Here is a 23,358-nt window from a genome sequence, read left to right on the forward strand (position 1 = left end):
CGTTGTCTTGATCTGCGGCCATTGCCAGGGTCTGCTGCTTCATCTGCGGATAACGTTTGAGAAGCGACAACGGTGGACCTTGATCAGCATTGCCTTAAATGCTGACACTAAAAGAAACAGCAGCAAACATCCACACCTAAATATGCAAATTTGTATACGTTTCAAAAATTACAAATAAAAACTACCGCATTGCAATGGCTGTTTGGCTGGGCCCAGTCACCACCCCAAAGGACTCTCTCCCCTTGGCAATAGCTCGTCAGTGACTTGTGCGCAACCGCAGTGCGCTGGACACGGCCGCCAGCGCGGCAAAGGCGGCGGCACAGACCAGCGCAACCATCTCGGCCTGCCCATCGTGTGAGGACCAGAGCGAGAAAATGCCCGCCAGCATCACTGCGCCCAGCGTCTGTCCGGTCAACCGGGCCGTGCCCAGCATGCCGCTGGCTGCGCCACTGCGGTGCAGCGGGGCCGAAGTGACGATGGTGTGGTTGTTGGGCGACTGGAACAGCGCAAACCCGGCGCCGCACAAGGCCATGCGCCAGACCATGTCGATAGGGGACGGGTTGGCCGACAAAGCGGCCAGCAGCAACAGGCCGCAGGCAAAAACCGCCATGCCGATGGCTCCCAGCAGGCCATCGGCGTAGCGGCCAATCAGGCGGCCGGCCAGGGGCGCCGTCAACACAATGGACACGGGCCAGGCCGTGATCAACAGCCCCGCCTCCAGGGGGCTGCGGCCCAACCCATCCAGCAACAAGAACGGCAGGGCCAGATAGGCCAGGGTCTGGGCGCAAAACGCCCCCACAGAAGCCCCCATCGACAAGGCAAACACGGGTATGCGCAGCAAATCTACCGGAAACAGGGGCGCGGCCAGGTGCCATTGGCGACGCAGATACACACCGCCCACAGCCACCCCGGCCGCCAGCACGCCCCACGCCTCGGGCGAGGTCACGCCCCGCCCGGCACTGCCGCTGGCAACCAGCCGCTCGCCGCCCACAAAAATCAGCGTAAACATCAGCACGTTCAGCGCCACATCCAGGGCAGCGGGGCGCGGTGGCGCCACCGCGCTGGGTGGATTGAAGGGCAAAGCACGCCAGCCCAGCCACAGCGTGAAGGCCCCCAGCGGCAGGTTGAGCGCAAACAGCCACTGCCATGGCGCCAACGACAAAATACCCGCCGCCACAGAGGGGCCGGCCACCGCCGCCAGCGCAACCACCATGGAATTGATGGCCAGGCCGCGGCCCAGTTGCGCACGCGGATAGGTCAGGCGCACCAGCGCGGCATTGATGCTCATGATGCCGGCGGCACCCAGCCCCTGCACCGCCCGCGCAAAAATCAGCGTGCCCAGCGAATCGGCCAGCATGGCCCCCACCGAAGACACCGTGAACAGCGCCATGCCCACCAGATAGACACGCCGGTACCCCAGGCGCTCGCCCAGCGATGCCAGCGGCAACAACATGACGAGCGTAGCGATCTGGTATGCGTTGACCACCCAGATGGCCTGGGCGGCGCTGGCATTGAGCTCGCGCGCAATGCCCGGCAGGGCCAGGTTGACGATGCTGCCATCGAGCACCGCCATCGTGATGCCCAGAATGATGACCAGCATGGCCCGGTTGCGCGCCGGCTGGGGCAGCCCATCGGCTGGCCCGGTGGTAGCCTGGGTAGCGGCATGGGCAGCGGGGTTTGCGCGGTCCATCAGGTCAGGCTCCACTGCACCGCATCCATCCTGGTGCCAGACCGGGAACCATGAAAAGACTTTGAACAGGCTCTAACGACTGCAAGCGCTGACGAACGCCTCACAACAGCGACGAAACCGATGGCCACGACCAGGTCCGGGAATAGTGCAATTGTCAAAAAACGGTAAAAAAACATGTCGGGCGATTGTCACCCCGCCACAGCCATCATGCTGTCTCCGGGGCGGCGCCGTGGCATTGTCTGCGCGGCATACCGCCCAGGGCTCTGGACAACGCCGCACTGCCACCCCCAGATCAGACCGCCCGAGGCCGCGCCATCACGGGCCGTAGGGCGTCATGCAGGCCATCCCCCGCAATCAAACAGCGAGGGCGTACCACCCGGGCAAGCGCCTTCGATGCGCAACATGCGCAGCTTGGTCAGCGCGCCGCCACCGGCCGAAAAACCGCCGGGCCGGTCGCCCGCCGCCAGCACCCGGTGGCACGGCACCACGGGCGCGAACGGGTTCAGGCCCAGCGCTTGCCCCACCGATCGCGCCAGGCCCTTGCTGCCGATCTGCTGCGCCACCTCGCCATAGGTGCGTGTGCTGCCCGGCGGGATGGCGCGGGCAATGGCATACACCTGCTGGTGAAACGGCGAGATGCCGGTCATATCGAGCGGCACCTCGCGCAGATCGCGCGGCTGCCCTGAAAGCAGCGCCTGAATGCCTGCGATGGCGCTGCGCACCGCGGCGGGTGGCTCGGCCGATTCGGTGCACTGCAAGAGACCAGGGCTGCGCAACATGCGCTCCCGCGTGGCCCGCGCATCCACTTCGGGCAGCTGCACCGCCACAATGCCGCCAGGGCCCCAGGCAATGCCGCAGGTGCCGATGGCCGTGTCGAACAATGCGTGGCCATGGCCCAAAGGGGTGTCTGGCTCGGGCCAAGTGGATTCTGGACAGGCTGGCATTTGCTATTTATTTAATAGCTGTTAGCGCTTACCCCATAAGCGCTAAAGGCCATTTTTACTTAAATTTTTATCACCGGCTGCCTGCCCACGCCATCAATCCGCCCGGAGCGCTGCCCGCAGCTGCGCGCCCAGCTCGGGCTTGCCCGCAAACGGGTCGGTGGGGTTGCGGCCCAGCATGATGTCTTCCATGCGCGTCTGCACCGAGGCGATGGCCTTGGGGTGGCTGTAGATGTAAAACTGGCCCGCAGCAGCGGCATCAAACACCTTTTGCGCCACCTCGGCAGCCGTGACCTTGCCACTGCCCACCGCCTTGTCGCTCATGGCCTGGCCGATGAGCTGGCTCTTGGTGGGCTTGTCGGCAGGCAGGCCGCCGGGGCGGTTGCGGTGGCTCTGGCTGATGCCGGTGGGCACGAAGAAAGGGCACAACACGCTGGCGCTGATCTGGTCGGTGACCAGCGACAGGTCTTGGTACAGCGTTTCCGACAGGCTGACCACCGCATGCTTGCTCACGTTGTAGATGCCCATGTTGGGCGCTGCCAGCAAGCCCGCCATGCTGGCGGTGTTGACGATGTGGCCGCGCCAGGCGGGGTCTTTTTTGGCGGCGGCCAGCATCATGGGGGTGAACACGCGCACGCCGTGCACCACGCCCATGAGGTTCACGCCCAGCACCCATTCCCAGTCCTTCACCGAGTTTTCCCACACCAGGCCGCCTGCGCCCACACCGGCGTTGTTGAACACCAAGTGGGGTGCGCCAAAGCGCTCGAGCACGGCGGCGCCCAAAGCCTCCATCTGGGCGGCGTTCGACACGTCCACGCGCTGGGCCAGCACCTGGGCCCCGGCGGCGCGCATCTCGGCGGCGGCGGCGTCCAGCGCATCCTGCTGCACGTCCACCAGTACCAGGTTCATGCCCAGGCGGGCGCCAATGCGTGCGCATTCGAGGCCAAAGCCCGAGCCCGCACCGGTGAGTACGGCGGTCTTGCCAGCAAAGTTATCGATCATGTGTGTGTCTCCTTTGGTGTGTAGATGATTCGGGGCCTTGCACTTCAAAACGGGGTGCGCCCAACCGGCGGACACCGCGCAAAGGCGGCCACGGCGCGCAGGTGCCGTCCGGATTTTTGCGCAGTGCGCGAGAGGCGGTAGAGGCGCTGCTCAATCAAGAGGCAACCTCTTTGAGCACATAGCCGATGCGGGGAAAGTGCACATGCACCGTGCCGGCACGCGGATCGGTGCGGCGCACGGTGTAGCGCGTGCGCGTGGCGGCAATCAGCTCGCCCTCGGTGGGCTCGGTACCAAAGCTCTCGGCGGCAATGGTTACCCGGCTGCCCAGCGCGATGCCGTGCTCGTTCTGAAAAATATCGTCCACCACCGGTATGGGTTCGGCCCCTGCGGCAACGGTGATGGCATCTGCCGCACTGAATTTCTCCATGCGGCCATGCCCCAGTTCCGCCACCCGGTCCATCCACTCCAGCACGGCTGGCGTAGCCTGAAAGATGTCGGCCATCACCGGTACACACTGGCGTGTGAACCACAGGGGGTGGTAGGCGGCAAAGTCGGCCACGCAGGGCTCGGTGCCAAACGTGAAATCGTGCTCTTCCACCATGTGCGCCAGGCGCCGCAGATACGAGCGGTAGGCCGCCGTGGCATCGGGCGGGCGCAGGCGCTGCATGCCGGTGCTCATCTGGCGGCGGTCTTCCCCAAAGGCCTGGGCCGCCTCGGGCGCCACATTGGCAAAAAGTGCCTGCGCGCCGCGCGGCTGCAGGTTGTAGGCCATGGCGGCCCAGAACAGCGTAGTGTCGGCCCACTGCGCAAACACCCGCGCCACACCCTTGAGATGCGGCGGATACAGAACCGGCTCGGGGTGCCCGTGTTCAAGCACCTGGCAGATCAGGGCCGAGTCGCAATAGATGTCGGCACCGATCTGCAAAAAGGGCGTCTTGCGATAACCACCGGTGAGGGCCAGCACATCGGGCTTGGGCGCGATGCTGGGGATGATCACCGACTTCCAGGGCAACTGCTTGAAACCCAGCACCAGCCGGATTTTTTCGGAAAACGGCGATGAGGGATAGTGGTGCAGGATCAACGCAGACATGGGCTGTCTCCAGTGCAGTGGTTGAAACAGGCGGGGCCGTGCGGGGCATCAGCGCTTTGCGCTGCTCAGGGCGGGCTCCACAGCATCTCGATATGGGGAATGTCGTCTTCGAGGTACACATCGGACACCGCCACAAACCCCAGGCTGCCATAAAAGCGCTGCAGATGCGCCTGCGCGCTGATGCGCACCGCCCTGCCCGGCCACACCTGGTTGCAGCGGGCCAGCCCCTGCGCCATCAGGGCCCGGCCCGTGCCGCCACCGCGCGCCTCGGGGGCCGTGACCACACGGCCGATGGAGGGCTCGGGGTAGTTCACCCCCGGGTCTACCACGCGCAGGCAGGCCTTCAGTGCGCCCGCGCTGTCGTAGCCCAGCAGATGCCACGCGTGCTTGTCGGCGCCATCGGGGTCCTGGTAAGGGCCCTGCTCCAGGATGAACACCTTGCAGCGCAAGGCCAGCGCATCGTGCAACGCGTGCACACCCAGGTCGTCGAAACGGGCCCAGGTCCAGTGCAACGCAGGGGGCAGGTCGGGCATTTTGCGCTCAGCCTCTCAGGTCAAAAATATCAACGTGGATCAGATGAGTTTGACGAGTTGCTTGCCAAAGTTCTTGCCCTTGAGCAGGCCCAAAAAGGCCTCGGGCGCGGCGGCAATGCCCTGGGCAATGGTTTCACGCGGGCGCAGCTTGCCCGTGCCCACCAGGGTGCCCAGCTCTTTCAGGGCATCGGGCCACACTTCCATGTGCTCGCTGACGATGAAGCCTTCGATCTTCATGCGGTTGATGAGGATCAGCGCCGGGTTGGCCATGGGCAAGGGCGCGCCATCGTAGCCAGCGATCATGCCGCACAGGGCCACGCGGCTGAAGGCGTTCATGCGCAGCATCACGGCGTCCATGATCCAGCCGCCCACGTTCTCGAAATAGCCGTCGATGCCGTTGGGGCAGGCTTCCTTCAAGGCCTTGGACATGGCCCGCACGTCGCTGTGTTCCTTGTAGTCAATGCACACGTCAAAGCCCAGCTCTTCAACCGCGTACTTGCACTTCTCGGCACCACCGGCAATGCCCACGGCGCGGCAGCCGCGCGCCTTGGCCAGGGCCGCAAACGCGCTGCCCACGGCACCGGTGGCGGCACTCACCACCACGGTGTCACCTTCCTTGGGCGCAATGATTTTCACCAGGCCATACCAGGCCGTCACGCCAGGCATGCCCACGGCGCCCAGGTAGTGCGACAGCGGCACATGCGTGGTGTCCACCTTGCGCAGCGCGCCCACAGCATTGCCATCGACCACGCTGTATTCCTGCCAGCCACCCATGCCCACCACCTTGTCGCCCACGGCATATTTGGGGTGCTTGCTCTCCAACACTTCGCCAACGGTGCCGCCAATCATCACTTCGCCCAGGCCCTGCGACGCGGCGTAGCTCTTGCTCTCATTCATGCGGCCGCGCATGTAGGGGTCCAGGCTGAGGAAATGGTGGCGCACCAGCACCTCACCCTCCTTGAGCGCGGGGGTGTCGGTGGCAACCAGCTTGAAGTTGCTGGCCACGGCTTCACCCTGGGGGCGGTTGTCGAGAACGATTTGTTGATTGCTTGGCATGAGAGTCTCCTTTTTACTACCATTTTGATAGCTACCAGCGCTTTACCATAAAGCGCTAGAGCCCGTTTTGATTCAAAAAACTGGTGCCGACACAGCGCTGCGCCCCGGCACGCTTCAATCGGTTGAAATGGCCCGCGGCCCCGCTGCGGCGTCGGCAGGCTGGCGCCGCACATACTTGAACGTGCCCGTGGCGTGGCTGCAAATGCGGCCTTCGGCGTCATACACCGTGCCTTCGGCAAAAGCCATGCTGGCGGTGCGGTGGATCAACCGCCCCTTGGCCACCAGCGGCCCACGCGCGGGCTGCATGAAACTGGTCTTCATCTCGATGGTGACCACGCCGAATTCGGGTGTGTCACTGCGCGCTGCCGTGGCCAGGGTCACGTCCAGCAAGGTCATTGATGCACCGCCGTGGGTTACGTCAAACGAATTCAGGTGCTCTGGGCGTGCCTCGTAATGCAGCTCCGACTCGCCCCCCGCCATGCGGTGCAGCGTGAAACCAAGATGGCTGACAAAGGGGATTTCGGCACCAAAATTCAACACAGGCAACTCCAGGGTTTACAAAAAGGCAGCAAGCATAGTCTTGCAAGGCCGATGTGGCCATATTGGGGGGCGACAGGGGCGGTTGGCCAGCACGGCGGCAACCTGCAGGACGGCAGCGTCCGGGCCATTCGGGCAGCCCGGCACACAACGGGCCGCCCCAAAAGCGGCGCCCTGCACGCTCATCCGCCCGTGACCACGCTCACGCCACCATCCACCGCAAGCCACTGGCCCGTGATGTGCTTGCCCGCATCCGAGGCATACAGGGCGCACAGACCCTTGAGGTCTTCGTCGTCGCCCAGCCGGCCCAGCGGGGCGTGGGCAGCCAGTGCCTCTTCGCCCATGGCCTTGAGAGTGCCCAGCGTCATCTTGCTGGGAAAGAACCCCGGGCAGATGGCATTGACGCGGATGTTGTACTTGCCCCATTCGGCGGCCAGCGCCCGCGTGAAATTGATGACCGCGCCCTTGGAGGTGTTGTAGGCAATGGTGTTCATGCCAATCGGGTTGCCGCCCAGGCCCGCGATGGACGCCACATTGATGATGCTGCCGCTGCGCCGCGCGATCATGGTGTGTTTGGCAATGTGCTGGCTCAGGATGAAGTAGCCACGCACATTGAGGTTCATCACCTTGTCCCAGGCCTCTAGGGGGTGGTCTTCGGCGGGCGCTCCCCATGTGGCGCCGGCATTGTTGACCAGAATATCCACATGGCCCATGCGCTCCAGCGTTTCATCGGCCAGGCGCCGGATGTCGGCTTCTTGCGAGCAATCGGCGGCAATCCAGCGCGCATCAATGCCGGCAGCCTGCAGGTCGGCCGTGGCTTCTTCCAGATCAGACGCCTTGCGCGAGCTCAGCATGATCCGGGCACCGGCCTCGCCCAGCGCATGCGCCAGCTGCAGGCCCAGCCCGCGCGAGCCACCGGTGACTAGGGCCGTTTTGCCGGTGAGGTCAAACAATTGCTGGATGGTGCGGGTCATGTCGTTGTCTCCTGAATTGAATGGGGTCGCTGCCAGCAACCGGTCTGGCACTGCGTCGCGATGCATTGTGCGTTGACGTAGCGGCGTGGTCTGTCGCCTGCGCGATTGGAAGACACGGATGAGAAGCTCGGCGTAATCACCCGATTGACCTGTCGAATTTATTTACAGCTGAGACGTTACTGGCGGCTGAAAAGACAGCAAACCATTGATTCATAAAGACTTTTTTTATTGGCACAAAGCGTGCTTTGTAACAGTGGCTTCAGAAAACCATCCAGGAGAACCCACCATGTCGATGACAAAAAAACTCGCTATCGCAGGCATCCTGTCGGGTGCCTGCCTTGCTGTGCACGCTGCGCCCGTGACGTATCTGGCTGCAGACAACAACGTGACCACGCTCGCGCAAATGGTGAACTCGACCGCAGCCGCGGCGTCGTTCCTTTCGGTGGCTGGGGCCCTGAACACCGTGGATTTCGAATCCCCCCTGCCTGCCAACCTCACCATCACCGGCGGCACGACCAACACCGGAACCCCCGGATGTGGCGCCGTGTGCGGATTCAATACCACTGCGGGTGGCGCACTCTTTCGGACCGTAAGTGGCGGCTCGGTCACTTTTTCCTTCGTCAACGCAGTGGATGCTTTCGGCTTTTTCGTGAACGGCCTGCAGACCAATCTGGTTCCGCAGCAAACCATCACGTACGTGGATGGTTCCTCGGTCACACAGACCATCAACATGCCCTCGGCGATCAACGGTGGCGGCGCTTTCATTGGTTTCATTGACTACGGTCAGCTGATCTCCAGCGTGACTTTCAATGCGACAAACGACATTCTTGGGTTTGACGACCTGCGCTTCGGCCGCTCGGCCAACAACCCTGAAGATCCCAACAATGTGCCCGAGCCCGGCTCGCTTGCACTGCTCGGAATAGCGCTCGCAGGGCTTGCATCGATTCGCCGCCGCCAACAGCGCTGATCGATTGCCTGAGCGCCCGGCGCGCGAGACATCGTCGGGCGCGCGCACCCGTGGCAGGCCGTCAACAATTTTCGGCAGCCATCAGGGCAAAAATAGCGTGCAACCCCCATCCAGCAAGCGTTGACAGCTATATTTTTCAAAGCATCCGAGTCGAGTGCGGCCAGAGCAAGGCCCACTGCAGGGTGTTGTATGGTGTGATCCCGGATTCAGTGACCCGAGGCGCCCATGAAATCTGTCGATGATCGCTCGCGCGGCCTCCCGGTCGCGCTGGCGCTGGTTGTATTGCTCGTTGCGTATGGCTCGCTGTTTCCCTTCCAGTGGAACTTCAATGCGCCACAGGCGTTCATCTGGAGCGGCCGCATCGGTCTGGTGGACCTGATCGAAAACATCGCGTTGTTTGTGCCCCTGGGTGGGCTGCTGGGCTGGGCTGGGCAGGGGCGTCCGCGCAAGTGGGTGTTTTTTGCCGCTTGGCTGGTGGCGGCGATGGTGTTGGCCAGCGCGCTGCAATGGTTGCAAAAATTCCTGCCCCGCACCCCTGCACTTTCAGATGTCATCTTCAACATGGCGGGCTATGCCCTGGGCTGGGGCGCCGGGTTTGCCGCACGGTGGCGTGTGGGTCACTTGCTGAACCGGCACCAGGGTTGGGCCGATGCCGACCAGTTCACGCTGGTGCTGATCGCGCTGTGGTGGGTGGCAGAGCTGTATCCGCTGATTCCCACGCTGGACGTTTCCTCGGTGGCGCAGAACGTCAAGTCGCTGTGGCAGCAAGACCTGTGGCAGCCGCGGCGCATGCTGCTGCATGTGGGCATAGCGGTGGTTGGCTTGTCTGCCATTGCGCACCTGGCCCGCACCGCCCATCTGGCGCACCGCACACACACGTTGGCCCTGCTGGCCACACTGGCGGTGCTGGCAGGCAAATTCGTGGTCGTGGGTCAGTCGCCGGGCATGGCGGTGGTGCTGGGCATTGGGGGCGGCTGGTTGCTGTGGCGCTGGCTGGATACGTGGGCGCCGGGGGCACGCTGGGCGGCCACGGCATGGGTGGCCTTGGCCACCTACCTGCTCGACGCGATCTGGCCCTGGGCGTGGCGCACGCCGCCGGCCGACATGGAATGGATGCCGTTTGCTTCCACGCTCTCGACCTGGGTGCAGTCTGCAATCACCGCGCGGGCGTTTGAATGCCTGTGCTTTGGCGCCATCCTCTGGAGCACGGTGCGCAACGGCGCCTTGCTGGTGGGCATGACCATCTGCACGGCGGTGCTTGCACTGGCGTGCGAATGGACGCAGCGCTATCTGCCCACCCGCACCGCCGAAATCACCTCGGTGCTGCTGACCATCGGCATGGGCTGGCTGCTGTCGGTATGCACCACAGCGCGCAGACCACGCAACGTTGGTATGTGAGCTGTCAGCAGCCTAAAACGCCGCTTCGCTGAGCGCGGCGCAGGTGGTATCGCGGCTGTTCACCACATTCAGCCAGGCGCCAATTTTTGGCAGCTCATAATGATAGAAATAGCGTGCAGCGCCCATTCGACCTGCGCTAGCAGCTATTGAAAGCGTAGCATCTGCACGCAGCGTGGCCAGCGCCACATCCAGCCACACCCAGGCCAGCACGGTGTGGCCAAAGGCCTGCATGTAGGGCACGGCATTGGCCAGTGCCTCAGCCGGGTTGCCGGTGGCCCAGGCGGCCTGCGTGGCAGCGCCCACCTGCTGCAAGGCATCGCCCAGCTGCGCCGCATAGGCTGCCAATTCAGGCACGGCGGCAGCCTGCGCCATGGTGGCCTGCATGCGCGCGGACAGCAGTTGCATGCCCCGGCCGTTCTCCATCAGCACCTTGCGGCCCAGCAGGTCGGCCGCCTGGATGCCGTGCGTGCCCTCGTGGATCATGTTCAGGCGGTTGTCGCGCCAATACTGCTCCACCGGAAAATCGCGCGTGTAGCCGTAGCCACCGTGGATCTGGATGGCCAGCGAATTGGCCTCCAGGCAGAACTCGCTCGGCCAGCTTTTGGCGATGGGGGTGAGCACTTCCAGCAGCAGGCGCGCCTCGTCGGCGGCCTCGGGCGCGCCCGTGTGCTGCTCGTCCACCAGACGGGCGCAGAACAGGTTGAGCGCCAGCGCGCCTTCGCCATAGCTCTTTTGCGCCAGCAGCATGCGCTTGACGTCGGCGTGCTCGATGATGCGCACCTGGGGCTGCGCGGCATCCTTGCCGCCCTGCCCCACGGGCCGGCCCTGGGGGCGGTTTTTGGCGTAGTCCAGGCTGGCGTAGTAGCCCGCCAGGCCCAGCATGGTGGCCGCCATGCCGATGCCGATGCGCGCCTCGTTCATCATGTGGAACATGCACGCCAGGCCCTTGCCCGGCTGGCCCACCAGGTAGCCCACGGCCCCCGCCCTGCCCTGCACCGGGTATTTGCCTTCGCCAAAGTTGAGCAGCGTGTTGGTGGTGCCGCGCCAGCCCAGCTTGTGGTTCAGGCCCGCCAGCGCCACGTCGTTGCGCACGCCGGTGAGGTTGCCTTCGGTATCCACCAGCTTCTTGGGCACGATGAACAGCGAAATACCGCGCGTGCCCGGCACCAGCTTGCCGTCCGGCCCCGGAATCTTGGCCAGCACGAGGTGAACGATGTTTTCCGACAGATCGTGCTCACCCGACGAAATCCACATCTTGTTGCCCGTAAGCCGGTAGCGCGGGCCCAGCGGGTCTTGATCCCAAGGCACCGAGCCGTCCGCGGCTACCGAAGGGGCCTCGTCAGGAACTGCGCGCGTGGCCACGTCGCTCAAGCTGGAGCCCGCCTGCGGCTCAGAAAGGCACATGGTGCCCGAGAAGCGCCCCGAGAACTCGTTGAGCGCGAACACCTTCTTCTGCAGATCGGTACCGTGCACCATCAGCAGGTTGGCATTGCCCACGCTCAGCAGGCTGGAGCTGATGCTGATCGACGCCACGGCAAAAAAAGCATTGGCCGCCGCATCCACCGTGTAGGGCAACTGCATGCCGCCAATGTCGTAATTCTGCGCCGCGCTGAGCATGCCCGAGGCAGCGTAGGCGTCGTACGCATCCTTGGTGGCCTGCGGCAGCGTGACGCGCTCGCCGTCGAAATGCGGCTCCTGCGTGTCCACCGTGCGGTTGAACGGCGCGTACTTCTCGCGCGCAATGCGCTCGCAGGTGTCGAGCACCGCATCAAACGTCTCGCGCGAATGGTCAGCAAAGCGCTCGCGCGCGCTGAGCGTTTCGGCCTGGAGCCAGTTGTAAAGCAGGAAATCGAGGGTGGAGCGCAGGGTCGTCATGCCCAAATTATGGGTGGGGCACCCGGTCGGGCATGTCAGATGCGCGACGCGGCCGGGGGGTGTTGTCACCTCCGGGCCGTCCACTGGCAACCCGTCTCGCCGGGCGTCCGCACGACCCGAATCATTCTGAGACCATGACTCAAGCTGCTGAATCTCCTGTCCGTGCTCCTGTTGGCTGCTGCGGCCAGCCTATCGATGTCTCAGCGCAGGCCGAAAAAGGACAATACGAAAAGCACGACAACGACCAGGCCGACGATGTAAATGATGCTGTTCATGGGATTTTCCTTCGCGTGAATGGGATGAATGGCGGTGCATCGCCAAGGAGGCGCTGACCCGCAGCCCTACCTTAGCGACTGCGCTGCAGTTGCTCTGTACGCTAACGCTCATAGAGCCAGACGGCGGTTGTCATTCATGCCTTGGCATCCGAGATCGGTTTTGCAGAGTTCGCCCCACTCTGGTGCTTTCGGATAGACCAATTCAGCCAAAAATACAGTGTTTTAGGCCTCTGACGCCCGTCCAACAAGCGCGACAAGCTATCAACACAATAGCAAACGCCCCGCGCAGACCTTGCGGCCTGCGCGGGGCGTTCTGTTTTCAGCGTTGCCGTCGTCAGCGCTTACAGCACTTCAAACACGCCAGCGGCGCCCATGCCCCCACCAATGCACATGGTCACGCAGACTTTTTTGGCACCACGGCGCTTGCCTTCGATGAGGGCATGGCCGGTGAGGCGCTGGCCGCTCATGCCGAAGGGGTGGCCCACGGCGATGGCGCCGCCGTTGACGTTGAGCTTGTCGGCAGGAATGCCCAGCTTGTCGCGGCAGTAGAGCACCTGCACGGCGAAGGCTTCGTTCAGCTCCCACAGATCGATGTCGTTCATCGTGAGGCCCAGGCGCTTGAGCACCTTGGGGATGGCGAACACGGGGCCGATGCCCATTTCATCAGGCTCGCAGCCGGCCACGGCGAAGCCCAGGAAGCGGCCCAGGGGTTTGAGGCCCTTCTTGGCGGCCAGGTCTTCGTGCATGACGACCACGGCACCGGCGCCGTCCGACAACTGGCTCGCGTTGCCGGCGGAAACCAGGCCACCCGGCAGCGCCGAGCGCAGGCCCTTGATGCCGTCATAGGTGGTGCCGGCGCGAATGCCTTCGTCGTCGCTCACGGTGACTTGCTTGGTCATCAGGCCCATGACCTTGTCGGCCACGCCCATGGTGACGGTGATGGGGGCGATTTCGTCCTTGAACAGGCCGGCTTCCAGCGCGGCGCTGGCCTTTTGCTGGCTGGAGGCGCCGTATTCGTCCATGGCTTCGCGGCTGATGTTGTAGCGCTTGGCGACCTGCTCGGCCGTTTGCAGCATCGACCAGTACACCTCGGGCTTGTTCTTCATCAGCCAGGTTTCCTGCAGCATGTGCATGTTCATTTCCTGTGCGGTGCAGGAGATGGTTTCCAGGCCACCGGCCACGTACACATCGCCTTCGTTGGCGATGATGCGCTGCGCCGCCAGGGCAATGGTCTGCAGGCCGGACGAACAAAAGCGGTTCACCGTCATGCCCGACACGGTGATGGGGCAGCCGGCGCGCAGGGCGGCCTGGCGGGCGATGTTGGCGCCGCTGGCACCCTCGGGGGTGCCGCAGCCCATGATGACGTCGTCCACTTCGGCGGCGTCAATGCCGGCGCGCTGGATGGCGTGCTCGATGACGTGGCCGCCCAGTGTGGCGCCGTGGGTCATGTTGAAGGCGCCCTTCCAGCTCTTCGTCAGGGGGGTGCGTGCGGTCGATACGATTACTGCGGATGTCATGTTGGATCCTTGTTCGGTGGTGTGGCTGTGCGCTTAGTTGAAGGTTTTGCCTTCAGCAGCCAGCTTGGCCAGCAGCGGGGCGGGCTTCCAGAACGCAGCGTCGTCCAGCGGGTTCTTGGCAAAGCGGTTCATGGCCTGCACCACGTTGAACAGACCGACTTCGTTGGCGTAGTTCAGCGGGCCGCCACGGTACACCGGGAAGCCGTAGCCGAAGATGTAGACCACGTCGATGTCGCTGGCCTTGTTGGCAATGCCTTCTTCGAGGATGTAGGCAGCTTCGTTGACCAGGGCGAACACCAGGCGCTGCACGATTTCTTCGTCGGAGATCTTGCGGGGCGTGATGCCGAGCGAGGCGCGGTGGTCCTCGATCATCTTGACCACTTCGGCGTTCGGGATGGCGTCGCGCTTGCCGGGCACGTAGTCGTACCAGCCGGCGCCGGTCTTCTGGCCGTAGCGGCCTTTTTCGCACAGCAGGTCAGCGGTCTTGCTGTACTTCATGTCGGGCTTTTCGGTGTAGCGGCGCTTGCGGATGGCCCAGCCGATGTCGTTGCCGGCCAGGTCGCCCATGCGGAACGGGCCCATGGCCATGCCGAATTTTTCCATCGCCTTGTCAACCTGCTCGGGCGTGCAGCCTTCGTCGAGCAGGAAGCCGCCCTGGCGGCCGTATTGCTCGATCATGCGGTTGCCGATGAAGCCGTCGCACACGCCGGAGACCACGGCGGTCTTCTTGATCTTCTTGGCAATGGCCATCACGGTGGCGAGCACGTCCTTGGCGGTGGCATCGCCGCGCACCACTTCGAGCAGCTTCATCACGTTGGCGGGGCTGAAGAAGTGCAGGCCCACCACGTCCTGCGGGCGCTTGGTGAAGTTGGCAATCTTGTTCACGTCCAGCGTGGAGGTGTTGGAGGCCAGGATGGCGCCGGGCTTCATCACGCGGTCGAGTTCCTTGAACACGGCTTCCTTGACGCCGATTTCTTCAAACACAGCCTCGATCACGAGGTCGGCGTCCTTGAGGTCGTCGTAGCTCAGCGTGGTGCTCAGCAGGGCCATGCGCTGCTCGTATTTATCCTGCTTGAGCTTGCCCTTCTTGAGCTGGGCTTCGTAGTTCTTTTGGATGGTGGCGATGCCACGGTCCAGCGCCTCCTGCTTCATCTCCAGCATCTTCACGGGGATGCCGGCGTTCAGGAAGTTCATGGCAATGCCGCCGCCCATGGTGCCGGCGCCGATCACGGCCACGGCCTTGATATCGCGCTTGGGGGTATCCGAAGGCACATCAGGGATCTTGCTCGCAGCGCGCTCGGCCAGGAACAGGTGCCGCAGCGAGCGCGACTCGGGCGTCCACATCAGGTTGATGAACAGCTCACGCTCGAACAGCAGGCCATCGGCAAATTTGCGCTTGGTGGCAGCCTCGACGGCGTCCACGCACTTGGCGGGTGCAGGGAAGTTCTTGCTCATGCCCTTGACCATGTTGCGCGCGAACTGGAAGTACGCGTCGCCCTGGGGGTGCTTGCAAGGGAGGTTGCGTACCAGCGGCAGCGGGCGCACATCGGCCACGCTTTGTGCAAAGGCCAAGGCCTCGGCGGCCAGCTCTTCGGGCGAGGCCACCAGCTTGTCGAACAGCTTCTGCAGCTTGTCGAACAGCTTCTGGCCCGGCAGCATGCCGATCATTTCGCTCTTGATGGCTTCGCCGCTGACGATCATGTTCAAAGCCGCTTCCACGCCCAGCACGCGGGGCAGGCGCTGCGTGCCGCCAGCGCCAGGCAGGATGCCCAGCTTGACTTCGGGCAGCGCAACGCTGCAACCGGGAGCAGCCACGCGGTAGTGGCAGCCCAGGGCCAGCTCAAGCCCACCGCCCATGCAGACCGAGTGAATTGCGGCCACCACGGGCTTGGGCGAATTCTCTACCGCAGCAATCACGGAGTGCAGGTTGGGCTCTTGCAGGGATTTGTCGGTACCAAACTCCTTGATGTCGGCGCCACCAGAAAACGCACCACCCGCGCCGGTGATGACGATGGACGTCACCGCAGCATCGTCATTGGCACGGTTCAGACCGTCCACAATGCCCTGACGGGTGGACAGGCCGAGGCCATTGACGGGAGGATTGGCCAGGGTGATCACGGCAACGGGGCCGTGGACTTTGTATTCAGCGGTCATGCTGTTGTTCCTTGGAAATTAGAAAAAGAACGGTCGTGCGATTTTGATTGTAGAGAGTTCTGCCGGCATTGGCTGTGCTCTTTTGTCCCGCCCGGGACAAAAGAGCACAAGCCCTCCACGCCAAGGCAAAACCAGCCACCGGAACAGGGCGCAGTGCACATCAACGGCAACCTCGTGCAAGCCACCCCCTACCCTGCCAATGCGTGCGTCAAACCTCAAGCCACTCTTTGCGGACGTAGTTGTCAGCCCGCAAGGTTTCTGGTGTGCCCTGAAAAACGATGCTCCCGTGTCCCATGACGAGCGTGCGGTCAGAAATGGTCATCGCGATGGTGAGTTTTTGCTCGATCAACAGCACCGAGATACCGCGTGCCTTGATGGTCTGCAGGTATTGCCCCACCAACTCGACGATCTTGGGAGCCAGACCCTCGGTGGGTTCATCGATGATGATGAGATCGGGGTCACCCATGAGCGTGCGGCACAGCGTCAGCATCTGTTGCTCGCCGCCCGACATCACGCCGGCTTCAGTGTGCTGGCGCTCCTTGAGGCGAGGAAACATGCCGTACATGTCGTCAAAAGACCACCGGCTGCCCTTGCCCTTGCCTTTTTGCCCGAGCAGCAGATTCTGGTGAACCGTCAGGTTGGGGAATATGTCTCGGCTTTCGGGCACATAACCAATGCCCAGGTGGGCGATCTCGTAGGCTTTCTTGCCGGTGAGCGACTGCCCCTTCCATTGCACCGAGCCTTCCCAGTCCACAAGCCCCATGATGGCCTTGGCTGTGGTGGAACGCCCCGAACCGTTGCGCCCCAGCAGGGCCACGATTTCACCGGGCTGGACATCAAAGGAGACACCATGCAGCACATGGCTTTTGCCGTAGTAGGCGTGGAGGTTTTCAATGGTGAGCATGTCAGTGTCCTCCCGCCTGCGCATCGGCAACGGCGGAGCCCAGGTAGGCCTCCTGCACGCGCACATTGGCGCGCACCTTGTCGGGGGTGTCAAAGGCGATGACCTCGCCGTACACCACCACGGCGATCTTGTCGGCCAGGCCGAACACCACACCCATGTCGTGTTCCACCGTGAGCAAGGTGCGGCCTTCGGTCACTTCCTTGATGAGGTGAATGAAGCGCGTGGTTTCGCTGCGGCTCATGCCGGCCGTGGGCTCGTCCAGCAAGACCACGTTGGCCCCACCGGCAATGGTGACGCCGATCTCCAGCGCGCGTTGCTCGGCATAAGTGAGGTTGACGGCCAGGGTGTCGCGCTTCTTGTCGAGCTTGATCATTTCCATGAGCTGCTTGGCGCGCTCGTTGGCGTCGTCAAGGTTCGAAAGAAACCGCAAAAAGGTGTACTTGTAGCCCATGCTCCAGAGCACTCCGCAGCGCAGGTTTTCAAACACGCTCAGCTTGGGGAAGATGTTGGTAATCTGAAAGCTGCGCGACAACCCCATGCGGTTGATCTCGTAAGGCGCCTTGCCATCAATGCGCTGGCCATTGAGCAGCACTTCGCCGCTGGTGGGGCCAAAGCGCCCGCTGATCAGATTGAACAGTGTGGACTTGCCCGCGCCGTTGGGGCCGATGATGGCGACCCGTTCGCCAGGCTGCACGGCCAGGTTCACGCCACGGATGATTTCTGTCTTGCCAAAACTCTTGCGCAGATCACGCAGTTCGAGCGCACAAGGTGCGTTTGTCGCCATGTTCACAGCGCCTCCCCCCGCTTGATTTCGTGTTCGATCTCTTCCTGGATCGCCCCCCATTGCTGCACAAACTGGCGCCGACACAACTCGAACAACCCAAGCCCCGTGAGCAGCACAAACCCTGCGCCAAACCAGCTGCCCACCGAGTTGGCCTGCAAAGTGGCCCCGAGGAAATTGAGGTCAGGCCCCAAGGCGGCATTGAGCTGGAGGTGGTAGGTCATCTCCACCATGGCGGCCGCACCCAGCACGGCCACCAGTGCGGTGCCGCCCAGCGCAAGATAAGAGGGCCACAGGCCGCGCAACTTGCCGAACTTCGCCAGGCGCAGATTCATCATGATCAGGCTGGCAATGCCGCCGGGCGCATACATCACCATGAACAGGAAGACGAGCCCCAGGTACAGCAGCCAGGCCTTGGAAAGCTCAGACAGCAGCACCGACGCAAACACCAGCAGCACGGCGCCGATGATGGGCCCGAAAAAGAACGTGGCACCGCCCAGAAAGGTGAACAGCAGGTAGCCACCCGAGCGAAGCACGTTTACGCTGTCGGCCCCCGTGACGATCTCGAAATTGATCGCCGCCAGCCCGCCCCCGATGCCGGCAAAGAAGCCCGCAATGATGAACGCGAAATAGCGCACGCGCTGGGTGTTGTAGCCAATGAATTCCACGCGCTCGGGGTTGTCGCGCACGGCATTCAGAATGCGCCCCAGCGGCGTGCCTGTGAAGGCGAACATGGCAGCGGTGCAGACAAAGCAATACACGGCGATGAGGTAATACACCTCAATGGCGGGGCCGAACGTGATGCCAAAGAACGGTTTGCCATACACCCGGTCGGTGGTGATGCCACCTTCGCCGCCAAAAAACTCGGGGAACATCAACGCCATCGAGGCCACCAGCTCACCAATGCCCAGCGTGATCATGGCAAAGGTGGTTCCCGATTTTTTCGTGGTCACGAACCCCAGCAGGATGGCAAAGAACATGCCCGCCAGGCCGCCCACCAGAGGAATCAGCACCAGAGGCACAGGCAGCGCACCCTCGCCGGCCAGGTTCATTGCGTGAATGGCAAGAAACGACCCCAGGCCGGTATACACCGCGTGACCGAAGCTCAGCATGCCCCCCTGGCCGAGCAGCATGTTGTAAGACAGGCAGATGATGATGAGATAACCGATCTGCGAGAGCATGGTCAACGCCAGGCCGCTGCGAAACAGCATGGGCGCAACGATGAGCATGACCGCAAACAGGCTCCAGATGACCAGGCGGCCCACGTTCCACGGCTTGAACCGGTGGTATTGCGTGGCCGGAGAAATAGATGATGTGGTGGTCTTCATAGCCTCAGTCTTCCCGTGTACCCAGCAGACCCTTGGGGCGGAAAATCAAAATCAGAACCAGGAACAGATACGGCAGGATGGGCGCCACTTGCGAAACCGTGAGCTTGAGCAAAGGCCAGCCAAAGGTGCTTTCAGACACCGCCACGCCCATACCTTGCAGTGCAGATGCCACCGAGTAATCAATAGCCACGGCAAACGTCTGCACCAGGCCAATCAGCAGGGACGCCAAAAACGCACCCGCCAGCGATCCCATGCCACCCACCACCACCACCACGAAGATGATGGACCCGACCGAGGCCGCCATGGCAGGCTCGGTGACATAGGTGTTGCCCCCAATCACGCCGGCCAGCCCCGCCAGGGCCGCACCACCGCCAAACACCAGCATGAACACGCGGGGCACGTTGTGGCCCAGCGCCTCCACCATTTCGGGGTGCTTGAGCGCGGCCTGAATCACCAGACCAATGCGGGTGCGCGTCAGCAGCAGCCACACCGACACCAGCATCAGCAGGGCCACCAGCATGACGAACGATCGCGACTTGGGAAACTGCGTGCCATACAGCGTGAACAAGGGCCCCTGCAACTGCGTGGGCAACCCGTAAGGGACCGTGGACCGCCCCCACACCAATTGCACCAGCTCCAGAATCAGGTAAGACAGTCCGAACGTCACCAGCAGCTCGGGCACATGGCCGAACTTGTGCACACGGCGCAGGCTGTAGCGTTCAAAAATGGCCCCCAGGGCGCCTACTGCGAGCGGAGCAAGCAGCAGCGCGGGCCAGAACCCCACCACGCTGGAGATGGTGTAGGCGAAATAGGCGCCCAGCATGTAGAAACTGGTGTGCGCAAAGTTGAGCACACCCATCATGCTGAAGATCAGCGTGAGGCCTGAGCTCAGCATGAACAGCAGCAGCCCGTAGCTGACGCCGTTCAGCAAAGAGATCACGAAAAACTCAAGATTCATTGAAATTCTTCATTTCTGGGTCAAAAAAAGAGGCCCGAGGGACGTCGGGCCTCCTGCGTTCAAAAAGTGGTCTCAGGAAGGACGCTTCATCTGGCACGAAGTGGGCGTACTGGCCACATAGGGCTCGTAGTACTTCACAGGAACAAACGTGTGGCCCGTGTTTTCAGAGTCGATCGTGTACTTGCCACCCGTCTTCTCCCACTTCGAGACGAAGAGGCCTTGCTGCAGCTGGTGATCGGTCTTGCGCATCTCCACCTCGCCGTTGAAGCTCTTGAACTTCATGCCTTCCAGGGTGGCCGCCACCTTCACCGGGTCGGTGGACTTGGTCTTGGCAAAGGCTTCCGTCAGCATGGAGAAGGCGTGGTACACGGCGCCGGTGTACATGTCGTCATTGAACTTCTTCTTGTAGTCCACCACGATCTGGTTCAGGGGCCCTGGCAGGTTCATGTGGGCATAAGCCACCATGTACACGCGGCCAGCAGCGGCAGCGCCCATGGCAGTCGGGCTGCCGGATACGGATCCGTAGTAGGTGTAGAAGTTGACGTTGTTCAGGCCCGCGTCGTTGGCGGCCTTGATCAGCAGCGCCAGGTCGGAGCCCCAGTTGCCGGTGATCACGCTGTCGGCGCCCGAGGCCTTGATCTTGGCGATGTAGGGGGAGAAATCGCGCACCTGTGCCAACGGGTGCAGGTCGTCGCCGACAAACTGCACGTCGGGGCGCTTGCGCTTCATGATTTCCTTGGCGAACTTGGAAACCTGGTGGCCGTGCGAGTAGTTCTGGTTGATCAGGTAGACCTTCTTGACTTCAGGAAGGTCTTTCATGTAAGTGGTCAGCGCTTCCATCTTCATGGAGGTGTCGGCATCCAGGCGGAAGTGCCAGTAGCTGCACTTGCTGTTGGTCAGGTCCGGGTCCACCGCGGCATAGTTGAGGAACAGCACTTCCTTGCCAGGGTTGCGGGCGTTGTGCTTTTCCAGCGCGTCAATGATGGCCAAAGCCGGGCCAGAGCCATTGCCCTGCACCACATAGCGGGCACCTTGGTCCATTGCGGAACGCAGGGCGCTGGTGGTTTCCTGCGGGCTCAGCTTGTTGTCGATGCCGATGATTTCAAACTTGACGCCGGCTGCATTCTTTTTGTTGAACTCTTCCGCCAGAAACTGAAAGCTCTTGAGCTGGTTCGTACCCACCGCAGCCATCAGGCCCGAGAGCGGGTCTAGCCAGGCGATTTTGACGGTTTCGCCTTTTTGGGCGAAAGCGCCACCAGCGCTTGCCAGAATAACGGATGCAGCTACTGCTTTGATAGCAAATTTCATTGTCTTGTCTCCTGTTGAATCAACCGAACGCAGCGTACCGCGTTGCCACCAACCACCGCTCAGGGATTGCCCCTAGCAGCTATCACCCATGCGACTGGCATGCCGCGGATGCAGCGCTCCCCCGGGCGCCACACCCGCCCGAAATCAAAGGCCGGGAAGCTTGTAACCCTTGAGCTGCTCGCGCAGCTTGGCCTTGAGCATCTTGCCCGTGGCCCCGATGGGAATGGCATCGACAAACACCACGTCATCAGGAATCTGCCACTTGGCGGTTTTGCCTTCGTAAAAGGCCAGCAGTTCCTCGCGGCTCACTTCGGCGCCGGGCTTGAGGGCCACCGCGACGATCGGACGCTCATCCCACTTGGGATGCGGCATGCCGACACAGGCCGCCATGGCAATGGCGGGGTGTGCCATGGCGATGTTTTCGATGTCGATGGAGCTGATCCACTCGCCGCCAGACTTGATGACGTCCTTGCTGCGGTCGGTGATCTGCATGAAGCCATCTGCGTCGATGGTTGCCACGTCACCGGTGGGAAACCAGCCACGCCCCTGCGCATCCGCGATCAGGGGGCTGCCGCCTTCGCTCTTGTAGTAATCGGCCACGATCCATGGCCCCTTCACCAGCAGGTCACCGTAGGTCTTGCCATCCCAGGGCAGCTCGGCACCGGAGCTGTCCACAATCTTCATGTCCACGCCATAAATGGCGCGCCCCTGCTTTTGCAGGACCTTCATCTGTTCATCCCGCGGCAATGCCTGATGCTTGTTTTTGAGCGTGCACAGCGTACCCAACGGGCTCATTTCTGTCATGCCCCAGGCGTGCAGGACCGACACGCCAAATTCATCCTGGAAGGCATGGATCATGGCGGGTGGGCATGCCGAACCACCAATCACCGTGCGGTTGAGGGTGCTGAACCTGAAACCACCTGCCTTGACGTGGTTCAGCAACATCTGCCAGACCGTGGGCACACCTGCGGCAAAGGTCACCCCTTCCGATTCGATCAACTCATACACCGACTTGCCATCCAGGGCCGGCCCCGGAAACACCAGCTTGCAGCCGGTGAGCGGTGCCGAATAGGGAATGCCCCAGGCATTGACGTGAAACATGGGCACCACAGGCAGCACGGCATCGCGCGCCGACAGGTTCATCACATCGGGCAACGCTGCGGCATAGGCGTGCAGTGTGGTCGAGCGGTGGCTGTAGAGCGCCGCCTTGGGGTTGCCGGTGGTCCCGCTGGTGTAGCACATGCTGGATGCCGAGTTTTCGTCAAACACGGGCCAAGCGTAGTCGGTGGATGCGCCGCCAATCCAGGTCTCGTAGCTCACCAGACCGGGGATTCCCGAATCGGCTGGCAGCTTGTCAGCATCGCACAGCGCCACCCATTTTTTCACCGTGGGGCAGCGTGCGTGCACCGCCTGCACCAGCGGCAGGAAGGTGATGTCAAAGCACATCACCTGGTCTTCGGCATGGTTGACGATCCAGGCGATCTGATCAGGATGCAGTCGCGGGTTGACGGTGTGCAGCACACGGCCCGATCCGCTCACGCCAAAGTACATCTCCATGTGGCGGTAGCCATTCCACGCCAGCGTGGCCACGCGGTCGCTGAACTGCAGCTCCATGCCGTCCAGCACATTCGCCAGCTGCCTGGCACGGCGTGCAAGGTCACGGTAGGTGTAGCGATGAATATCCCCTTCCACCCTGCGTGAGACGATTTCTGCATCGCCGTGGTGCCGTTCGGCAAACTCGATCAGCGAAGAAATCAGCAGTGGTTGACTTTGCATCAGGCCCAGCATGTGTGCTCCTTGAATATCATGTTGATTGGAATCCTTATCCTACCGTGGCCAGTGTGCGTAAACCGGCTCAGTGCGCGGCCCTGCAACCGATCGCCCGCCGCCTAGGTGCCCGCTGCCGATTGAGATGGATGCAAGGCCTCGCGCGCCCCACGGCCTGGGCCACAGTGTGCAGCGTTGCCTTCTTCGCGCCAACACCTGTCGCGCGCCAGACAGTTGGCGGGCGGGGCCAGCGCCTCAGGCTGCTTGCCCATTTTTCAGATCGTGCTGCCTGAGTCGCTGTGT

20 protein-coding genes are annotated in these 23,358 nt (G+C 62.6%); 3 read left to right on the top strand and 17 right to left on the bottom strand.

Translation table 11 applies throughout. The features are described from left to right. Positions 1–256: 256 nt before the first annotated feature. The 8 genes from B7Y64_RS17845 to B7Y64_RS17880 all read right to left on the bottom strand — a co-directional run bounded on the left by B7Y64_RS17845 (position 257) and on the right by B7Y64_RS17880 (position 7,823). A complete protein-coding gene (locus B7Y64_RS17845) occupies positions 257–1,690 on the bottom strand; it encodes an MFS transporter (protein ID WP_291329520.1) in 1,434 nt (477 codons plus the stop codon). 332 nt (positions 1,691–2,022) lie between these two features. Beyond that, positions 2,023–2,634 carry a methylated-DNA--[protein]-cysteine S-methyltransferase gene (locus B7Y64_RS17850; RefSeq protein ID WP_111867967.1) on the bottom strand — a complete coding sequence of 204 codons (612 nt, stop codon included), beginning with the start codon at positions 2,632–2,634 and terminating at the stop codon, positions 2,023–2,025. 93 nt (positions 2,635–2,727) lie between these two features. Continuing rightward, positions 2,728–3,633, bottom strand: coding sequence for an SDR family oxidoreductase (locus B7Y64_RS17855; protein WP_291329522.1), 906 nt, complete (start codon positions 3,631–3,633; stop codon positions 2,728–2,730). 154 nt (positions 3,634–3,787) lie between these two features. Beyond that, a complete protein-coding gene (locus B7Y64_RS17860; RefSeq protein WP_291325936.1) occupies positions 3,788–4,723 on the bottom strand; it encodes a glutathione S-transferase family protein in 936 nt (311 codons plus the stop codon). Positions 4,724–4,788: 65 nt separating this feature from the next. Then, the gene (locus B7Y64_RS17865; protein WP_035241073.1) at positions 4,789–5,256 is read right to left on the bottom strand and encodes a GNAT family N-acetyltransferase; all 468 of its coding nucleotides are present in this window, start codon (positions 5,254–5,256) and stop codon (positions 4,789–4,791) included. 39 nt (positions 5,257–5,295) lie between these two features. Further along, entirely contained in the window at positions 5,296–6,312 is a 1,017-nt protein-coding gene (locus tag B7Y64_RS17870; RefSeq protein ID WP_024815307.1) for an NADP-dependent oxidoreductase, read from the bottom strand. 114 nt (positions 6,313–6,426) lie between these two features. Further along, positions 6,427–6,852: a PaaI family thioesterase gene (locus B7Y64_RS17875; RefSeq protein ID WP_024815308.1), complete on the bottom strand. Its 426-nt coding sequence runs from the start codon at positions 6,850–6,852 to the stop codon at positions 6,427–6,429. 179 nt (positions 6,853–7,031) lie between these two features. Beyond that, a complete protein-coding gene (locus B7Y64_RS17880) occupies positions 7,032–7,823 on the bottom strand; it encodes an SDR family oxidoreductase (protein WP_024815309.1) in 792 nt (263 codons plus the stop codon). A gap of 286 nt (positions 7,824–8,109) precedes the next feature. Between B7Y64_RS17880 and B7Y64_RS17885 the strand changes: the two genes are divergently transcribed. Both B7Y64_RS17885 and B7Y64_RS17890 read left to right on the top strand, forming a co-directional pair. Further along, a complete protein-coding gene (locus B7Y64_RS17885; protein WP_291325934.1) occupies positions 8,110–8,790 on the top strand; it encodes a PEP-CTERM sorting domain-containing protein in 681 nt (226 codons plus the stop codon). A gap of 225 nt (positions 8,791–9,015) precedes the next feature. Continuing rightward, complete coding sequence (locus B7Y64_RS17890; protein ID WP_291325932.1) at positions 9,016–10,188, top strand: VanZ family protein; 1,173 nt, start codon at positions 9,016–9,018, stop codon at positions 10,186–10,188. A gap of 12 nt (positions 10,189–10,200) precedes the next feature. Here the strand turns inward: B7Y64_RS17890 and B7Y64_RS17895 are convergent, their stop codons facing one another. Further along, a complete protein-coding gene (locus B7Y64_RS17895) occupies positions 10,201–12,063 on the bottom strand; it encodes an acyl-CoA dehydrogenase (RefSeq protein WP_291325930.1) in 1,863 nt (620 codons plus the stop codon). Positions 12,064–12,197: 134 nt separating this feature from the next. Between B7Y64_RS17895 and B7Y64_RS17900 the strand changes: the two genes are divergently transcribed. Further along, complete coding sequence (locus B7Y64_RS17900; RefSeq protein ID WP_291325928.1) at positions 12,198–12,395, top strand: hypothetical protein; 198 nt, start codon at positions 12,198–12,200, stop codon at positions 12,393–12,395. Between the two features lie 284 nt (positions 12,396–12,679). Here the strand turns inward: B7Y64_RS17900 and B7Y64_RS17905 are convergent, their stop codons facing one another. From B7Y64_RS17905 to B7Y64_RS17940, 8 genes are all read right to left on the bottom strand, one after another. Further along, positions 12,680–13,855, bottom strand: a complete 1,176-nt coding sequence (locus tag B7Y64_RS17905) for an acetyl-CoA C-acyltransferase (RefSeq protein WP_291329524.1) — start codon at positions 13,853–13,855, stop codon at positions 12,680–12,682. A gap of 33 nt (positions 13,856–13,888) precedes the next feature. Beyond that, a complete protein-coding gene (locus tag B7Y64_RS17910; RefSeq protein ID WP_291329526.1) occupies positions 13,889–16,009 on the bottom strand; it encodes a 3-hydroxyacyl-CoA dehydrogenase NAD-binding domain-containing protein in 2,121 nt (706 codons plus the stop codon). Between the two features lie 208 nt (positions 16,010–16,217). Then, complete coding sequence (locus tag B7Y64_RS17915) at positions 16,218–16,913, bottom strand: ABC transporter ATP-binding protein (protein ID WP_024815315.1); 696 nt, start codon at positions 16,911–16,913, stop codon at positions 16,218–16,220. A gap of 1 nt (position 16,914) precedes the next feature. Next, entirely contained in the window at positions 16,915–17,697 is a 783-nt protein-coding gene (locus B7Y64_RS17920; RefSeq protein ID WP_291324030.1) for an ABC transporter ATP-binding protein, read from the bottom strand. A gap of 2 nt (positions 17,698–17,699) precedes the next feature. After that, positions 17,700–19,022 (bottom strand): branched-chain amino acid ABC transporter permease, encoded by a 1,323-nt coding sequence (locus tag B7Y64_RS17925; protein WP_024815317.1) that lies wholly within the window; start codon positions 19,020–19,022, stop codon positions 17,700–17,702. A gap of 4 nt (positions 19,023–19,026) precedes the next feature. Then, a complete protein-coding gene (locus B7Y64_RS17930; protein WP_291324031.1) occupies positions 19,027–19,980 on the bottom strand; it encodes a branched-chain amino acid ABC transporter permease in 954 nt (317 codons plus the stop codon). A gap of 72 nt (positions 19,981–20,052) precedes the next feature. Beyond that, positions 20,053–21,288, bottom strand: coding sequence for a branched-chain amino acid ABC transporter substrate-binding protein (locus B7Y64_RS17935; RefSeq protein WP_024815319.1), 1,236 nt, complete (start codon positions 21,286–21,288; stop codon positions 20,053–20,055). A 144-nt stretch (positions 21,289–21,432) separates the two neighbouring features. Then, positions 21,433–23,076 carry a 3-(methylthio)propionyl-CoA ligase gene (locus B7Y64_RS17940; RefSeq protein WP_024815320.1) on the bottom strand — a complete coding sequence of 548 codons (1,644 nt, stop codon included), beginning with the start codon at positions 23,074–23,076 and terminating at the stop codon, positions 21,433–21,435. Positions 23,077–23,358 lie beyond the last annotated feature (282 nt).

It is taken from the genome of Acidovorax sp. 35-64-16 (assembly GCF_002281195.1).
GTDB classification, from domain to species: domain Bacteria; phylum Pseudomonadota; class Gammaproteobacteria; order Burkholderiales; family Burkholderiaceae_C; genus Acidovorax; species Acidovorax defluvii.